This is a genomic window from Nocardia sp. NPDC060220 (genome assembly GCF_042727815.1).
Taxonomy (GTDB): Bacteria; Actinomycetota; Actinomycetes; order Mycobacteriales; family Mycobacteriaceae; genus Nocardia.
In genome coordinates, this window is sequence record NZ_JBHWZY010000391.1 from 1 (window position 1) to 6,288 (window position 6,288).

The following is a 6,288-nucleotide window of genomic DNA, read 5'->3' on the forward strand; positions in this document are numbered from 1 at the left end:
GGGGCCGAGGGTTCTCCCTGATCTCGAACAGATTCTGCAGCAGATCGATGCCCATCGTCCGATGCATTTCCGCGACCCGCGGATACTCCGGCGAATCCGGCGGTGTGTACACCGACGCGTGTGCGGGCTCGTTGTAGATCGTCCATTTGGCGAGCGGGATACCCAGCATGCCCAGGGTCAGCACCGCGGGCACGATATTGGCCAGTTCGTCGACGAAATCGATCCGCCCCGATTCGATCTTCTCGTCGATCGCGGCGCGCACGATCTCGTCGATGAACGGGATCCAGCGGGCCACGGCGGCGGGGGAGAGGTAGGGATTGAGCGCCGCGCGAACCTCGCGATGCTCGGGCTCGTCCATTTCCAGAATGCCGCCCCGAACACCGCTCGCCCGTGGGGCTTTCGGGATGGAGATGCCCTTGTAGCTGCGCCGGACCCCGGCCGTGTCGTGGTCGTTGGAGATGTGTGGGCAGCGCGCGAGTTCGAACACCTCACGGTTGCCCGCCGCGACCCAGTGCCCGTCGTGGGTGTCGGTCCAGGCGATCGGGCACTGCTCATGCATGGCTTCGGTGGTCGCGACGAATTCGTCCCGATATTCGGGGGTCATTCTGTCGAACGAGAAATTCGGTTTCTTGCGTGTGTCGTCGGTCGCCACGTCGTCGACGCTCATGGCGGTGTCCTCTCAGGAAATATCGATGGCGCGTTCCGGGCAGGAGTGCGCTGCTTCGCGCACCTGCTCCTCCTCGTCGGGCGCGACGGTCTCACTGACCGGCGACGAATGACCGTCGAAGTCGCTCAGCTCGAATGATCGGGGAGCGGTCATCGCGCACAGCGTGTGGCCTTGGCAGCGCGTTGAATCGACTCGAACCTTCACGGCGGGAATTCCTTTCAGGCGTGGTAGTCGTACCACTTCAGGTATCCGCCCGCGTCCACCCGCAATTGACTGCCGGTGACGAAACGGGACTCGTCGGATGCCAGGAACAGCACCGCGTCGCTGATGTCCTCGGGCTCGACATACGGAACCGGCATGGCCTGCATGGTGTGGAAGGCGGGCTCGGCGTCGGCGCGGGTCGGATTCTCGAGATCGGGCCGGAACGAGCGGTACATCGGCTCGCTCTGCAACATCGGGGTGTTGCAGTTGGTGGGGTGGATAACGTTGGCGCGGATCTTCTTCGGCGCGATGTGGGTGGCGAGTTCGTGCACCACCATCGACAGCGCGCGCTTGGCGACCATGTACGCGACGCCGCCGGGATCCTTACCCGGCTGGTCCACCTTGGTGGTGTCCATCAGCGCGGCCAGCGACCCGGTGGCGATGATCGACGCGCCGGCCTGCAGATGCGGCAGCGCGGCGTGGATGGCGTTGAGCACGCCGACCAGGTTGGTGTCGAGCACATCGGTCCAGGCCTGCCACTGCGGCTCGCCCTTCATCCCGGCGATCCCGGCCTGGGCGACGACGATGTCGAGGCGGCCCAGTTCCTGTACTCCGTGCGCGACCGCGTCACGCATCTGCGCGGCATCGCGCACATCGGCCTGGACGGTGACGATGCGCCGCCCGGACTTCTCGACCAGTCGCGCCGTTTCGTCCAGATCCTCGGGACGCGACAGCGGGTACTGGATGGTGTCGATGTCCTGGCAGATATCGACGGCGATGATGTCGGCGCCCTCGGCGGCCAGACGCACCGCATGACTGCGGCCCTGGCCGCGAGCGGCTCCGGTGATAAAGGCGACCTTGCCCTCGACACGTCCCACGGGAGTTCCTTTCGGCGTGTGCGGTGCCCACCGGAAGGCGGTGAGCCCGTTGTCTGGATTGGTACGACTAGGTGTTTCGGCCGCCGTTGACCCCGAGGATCTGCCCGGTGATGTACCCGGCGCTCTCGGAGATCAGGAACGCGCACGCCGCGGCGATGTCCTCGGGTTGGCCCACCCGCCGCACGGGGGTGCGCTGGATGTGGTCGTCGATCGTGCCGCCGAGCAGCTTGGCCGCCTCCGCCTTGCGCAGCATCGGGGTGTCGATGAAGCCGGGCGGGACGGCGTTGACGGTGATCCCGGCCGGACCGAGTTCGAGCGCCAGCGATTTGGTCAGCCCGTTCACCGCGGACTTGGCCGCGACGTAGTGCGCCATGAAGGGCTGCCCCGAATGCGTGCTCGACGAGGAGATGTTCACGATGCGACCCCACCGGGCCTCGAGCATGTCGGGCAGCACCGCCTGAACGCAGTGGTAGACGCCGTTGAGGTTGACGTCGATCACCCGCTGCCACTGCGCGAAGTCGATTTTGGCGAAGCGCCCCGTACCGTCCAGGCCCGCGGCGTTCACCAGGATCGTCACGGGGCCGAGCTGGGTGCGGATCGCGGCGAAGGCCGCGCTCACCTGCTCGGGGTCGGAAACGTCGGCGGTGTGGGCGAATCGGGTATCGGTCGGGCGCAGATCGAGCGTCGCCACGTGATACCCGTCGGCCTGGAGCCGTTGTGCGACAGCGAGACCGATACCGGAGCCGCCACCGGTGACCACCGCGGTTTTCACGCCCAGGCCTCCTCGCCCGCGAGGGTGGTCCGGTGCAGTTCGCGTTCGGAGGATGCCTGATAGGGCAGCGCCCGATGCAGGATGCCGGTGTTGTCCCAGATCACTAGGTCGCCGACGGTCCAGTCATGGGTGTAGCCGAAGCGTTCCTGCGTCGACCAGGCGAGCAGTTCGTCGAGCAGCGCCCGGCTCTCCGCGGGATCCATGCCGACGATGTGATCGGCGGTGGCGCCGATCACCAGGGATTTGCGGCCGTCCGCGCGCTCCCAGACCAGGGCCGTCTCGTGGCTCGGCTGGGTACGCCAGTCCGCGACCTGTTCGGGGGTCGGGTCCGGATGCACCAGCCGCTGGGACGCCTCGAAGCTGTGCACCACGCGCAGACCTTCGTAGCGCTTGCGGTCGGCTTCGGGGAGGTTCTCGTAGGCGGCGTAGGTGCTGGCGAACTGGGTGCCGCCACCCTCCATGGCGACGTGGCGGGCCGTGAGCACGGTGGCCTTGGCCGGCACCTCGTTGGTGGTGTCGTCGATGTGCCAGAAGAACGTGCCCTCGAGGTACTTGGCGGCCCGGTTCTTCGCGGGATCGAGAGTGATCGTGAAGATCTCCCGGCCGCCCGGTGCCAACACCGTGCCCAGCTCGCGGCAGAACGCGAGTTGCGCTTCGTCATCGAGGTGCAGACCGCGCACGACCAGCACACCGCGCCATTTCAGTGCTTCGAGGCACCGGCTGACCACCGTGTCGTCGTGCAGATCGGCGACGCCGGTGACTTCCACCCCGATCGCGGGACGCAGCGCTGTAGTGTGGATCACAAGAATCTCCCTTCCAGTTGCGAGAACCGTACTCTCGCTGAGGTTTCCTCCGCAAGGCCTGATATCCGCCTTTCGGCGAACAGGCTGCCGGTGATCGCGGTGTCGGTCGCGGCATTCGGCTGATGCGGGCTCTTGCATATGGATATATTCTTCTCTAGAAGTGAGAATCACATTTCCAACGCTCAGCGAGGAGACGGGATGTCATCCCAGGACACGGACTCGATCGGCGCGTCCGCGCCGACCACGGCAGTCACCAAGCGATTGCTGATAGACGGACAGCTGGTCGAGGCGGAACAGACCTTCGCCTCGCTCAATCCCGCGACCGGCGAGGTGTACGGCTACGCGCCCGAAGCCACGCTCGAACAGACCGAGGCGGCCATCGCCGCCGCCCGTCGAGCCTTCGACACGACCAGCTGGTCGACCGACGCGGCGTTGCGGGCTCGCTGCCTGGACCAACTCCATCGGGCACTGCTCGACAACGTGGAGGACCTGCGCGAGCTCACCATCGCCGAGGTCGGCGCCACCCGGCGGCTCACCCACGGCAACCAGCTCGACTTCCCGATCGAGATCGCTCGCTTCTACGCCGACCTGCTGCCCGAGTACTCGTTGACCGAGGAACTGAGCGAGCTCGAGATCCGCGGGGAGCGCCACCGGCGCTGGATCGAGAAGGAAGCCGCCGGTGTCGTTTCGGCGATCGTGGCCTACAACTACCCGCATCAGCTGGCCCTGGCCAAGCTCATGCCCGCCCTGGCGGCGGGCTGCACGGTGGTGCTCAAAGCCGCCCCCGATACCCCGCTGGCCACGCTCGCTCTCGGTGAGCTGATCGCCGAGCACACCGATATCCCGCCCGGTGTGGTGAATGTGTTGTCCGCCGCCGATGTCGAGATCGGCAAGCTGATGACCACCCATCCCGACGTGGACCTGATCACCTTCACCGGCTCCACTCCGGTCGGGCGCCAGATCATGGCGGCGGCGAGCGAATCGCTCAAGCGGGTCTTCCTCGAGCTGGGCGGCAAATCCGCCATGGTCCTGCTCGACGACGCCGACTTCGCCACCACGGCGGTGTTCGCCGCGTTCACCATCTGCACCCATGCGGGACAGGGCTGCGCGCTCACCTCCCGGCTGCTGGTGCCACGCGCGCGCCACGACGAGATCGTCGAGCTCGTCGCCACCAATCTGGGCTGGGTGAGCAGCGGGGATCCCAGTGACCCGAAAACCTATATGGGACCGCTGATCAGCGCGAAGCAGCGCGACAAGGTACACGGCCTGGTCGAGCGCGCGGTCGCCGCCGGCGCCACGTTGGTCACCGGCGGTACGAAGGTCGATCCGGGCTTCTTCTACGCGCCGACCCTGCTCGCCGGCGTCGATCCCGACAGCGAGATCGCGCAGGAGGAGGTCTTCGGCCCGGTGCTCGTCGTGATCCCCTACGACGATGACGACGACGCGGTGCGCATCGCGAACAATTCGATCTACGGCCTGTCCGGTGCGGTGTTCAGCGCCGATCCCGAGCGCGCGCTCGGGATCGCCCGGCGCATCCGCAGCGGAACGTTCAGCATCAACGGCGGTAACTACTTCCAGCCGGACGCTCCCTTCGGTGGATTTAAACAGTCGGGGATCGGCCGGGAAAGCGGTATCGCCGGGCTGGAGGAATTCCTGGAGAGCAAGACCTACGCCGCGGTTGTCGGGTTGAGCGACGCGTCGGGCGGTGCCCAGTAGTGGGGCCGCTGGAGGGAATTCGCGTCCTCGAGGTCGCGATGTACGGGTTCGTGCCGTCGGCGGGCGCGGTCCTGGCCGACTGGGGCGCCGATGTTGTCAAGGTCGAACACGCGGTCACTGGCGATCCGCAACGCGGCCTTCGGCAGATCGGCCGGATGCGGGTCGAGGGTGACCCCAATCCCAATGTCGAACATGCCAATCGGGGCAAGCGCAGCATCGGCGTCGACATGTCGGTGCCCGAGGGGCGCGCGGTGATCCACGACCTCGCCCGTGAAGCCGACGTGTTCCTGACCAGCTTTCTGCCGCAGGCGCGGACCAAATTCGGGATCGACGTGGACGACATCCGCGCGGTGAACCCGAAGATCGTCTACGCGCGCGGCAGTGCGCTCGGCCCGCGCGGCGCGGAGTCCGACAAGGGCGGTTTCGACATGACCGCCTTCTGGTGCCGCGCCTCGGTCGCCGCCACCATCACCCCGCCGGGCACCGAGGGCATGGTCTCGCCCCCGGGGCCCGCCTTCGGCGACACCATCTCGGGGACGAACCTCGCGGGTGGGATCGCGGCTGCGTTGCTCAAACGGGAACGCACCGGCGAACCGTCGGTGGTCGATGTCTCGCTGCTCGGGAGCGGGCTGTGGGCGATGGGCCACACCATCGCGCTCTCGGCCCATCTCGGTGAGCCGATGGTGGCGCCGGTACCGGGTGCCCATGGCGCGCCGAGCAATCCGCTCTCGGGTCTGTACGCCACGGCCGACGGCCGCTACCTGTCGCTGGTGATGTTGCAGCCGGCGAAGTTCTGGGCCGACGTGTGTCGCCACATCGACCGTCCCGAACTCGCGACCGACCCCCGTTTCGGGACCTCGGCCGACATCGCGGCCAATACCCAGGAGGCCGTGGCGATCCTGCGCGAGGCGTTCGCGACCCGGACCCTCGCCGAATGGACCGAGCGGCTGGGAACGCTGTCGGGACCCTGGGCGCCGGTCCAGGACAGCCTGCAGGTCGGCTCGGACCCGCAGATCAGGGCCAACGAGTACCTGATTCGCGCCGGTGAGCTCGAATTGGTCGCCAATCCGGTGCAATTCGACGTCAGCGCGCCCGAACTGGCCCCCGGCCCCGAGTTCGCCGCCCAGACCGAGGAGATCCTCTTGGGCCTCGGGCTGGACTGGGAGCAGGTCATCGCCCTCAAAACTGCGGGCGCGATCACCTGAGATCGGCCGACGATCACGAACAGCTCCGGCGGGCACCCACAGTGGG

6 protein-coding genes and 1 pseudogene are annotated in these 6,288 nt (G+C 67.2%); 2 read left to right on the plus strand and 5 right to left on the minus strand.

What is annotated here, in order from left to right; translation table 11 throughout:
• The 5 genes and pseudogenes from ACFWF3_RS20350 to ACFWF3_RS20370 form a co-directional block, all read right to left on the minus strand.
• A pseudogene (locus tag ACFWF3_RS20350) lies at positions 1–667 on the minus strand (cytochrome P450); the annotation flags it as partial.
• Positions 668–679: 12 nt separating this feature from the next.
• A complete protein-coding gene (locus tag ACFWF3_RS20355) occupies positions 680–871 on the minus strand; it encodes a ferredoxin (RefSeq protein WP_067444937.1) in 192 nt (63 codons plus the stop codon).
• Between the two features lie 14 nt (positions 872–885).
• Entirely contained in the window at positions 886–1,746 is an 861-nt protein-coding gene (locus tag ACFWF3_RS20360) for a mycofactocin-coupled SDR family oxidoreductase (RefSeq protein ID WP_378990201.1), read from the minus strand.
• 67 nt (positions 1,747–1,813) lie between these two features.
• Positions 1,814–2,518, minus strand: coding sequence for an SDR family NAD(P)-dependent oxidoreductase (locus tag ACFWF3_RS20365; protein WP_379314865.1), 705 nt, complete (start codon positions 2,516–2,518; stop codon positions 1,814–1,816).
• A complete protein-coding gene (locus tag ACFWF3_RS20370; RefSeq protein WP_379314866.1) occupies positions 2,515–3,321 on the minus strand; it encodes a TauD/TfdA dioxygenase family protein in 807 nt (268 codons plus the stop codon). Before ACFWF3_RS20370 ends, ACFWF3_RS20365 begins: the two co-directional genes overlap by 4 nt.
• 198 nt (positions 3,322–3,519) lie before the next feature.
• On the opposite strand from ACFWF3_RS20370, the gene ACFWF3_RS20375 reads away from it, so the two are divergent.
• Entirely contained in the window at positions 3,520–5,037 is a 1,518-nt protein-coding gene (locus ACFWF3_RS20375) for an aldehyde dehydrogenase family protein (RefSeq protein ID WP_379314867.1), read from the plus strand.
• Positions 5,037–6,242: a CaiB/BaiF CoA transferase family protein gene (locus tag ACFWF3_RS20380; RefSeq protein WP_379314868.1), complete on the plus strand. Its 1,206-nt coding sequence runs from the start codon at positions 5,037–5,039 to the stop codon at positions 6,240–6,242. The genes ACFWF3_RS20375 and ACFWF3_RS20380 overlap by 1 nt, the downstream gene beginning before the upstream one ends.
• Positions 6,243–6,288: the final 46 nt, after the last annotated feature.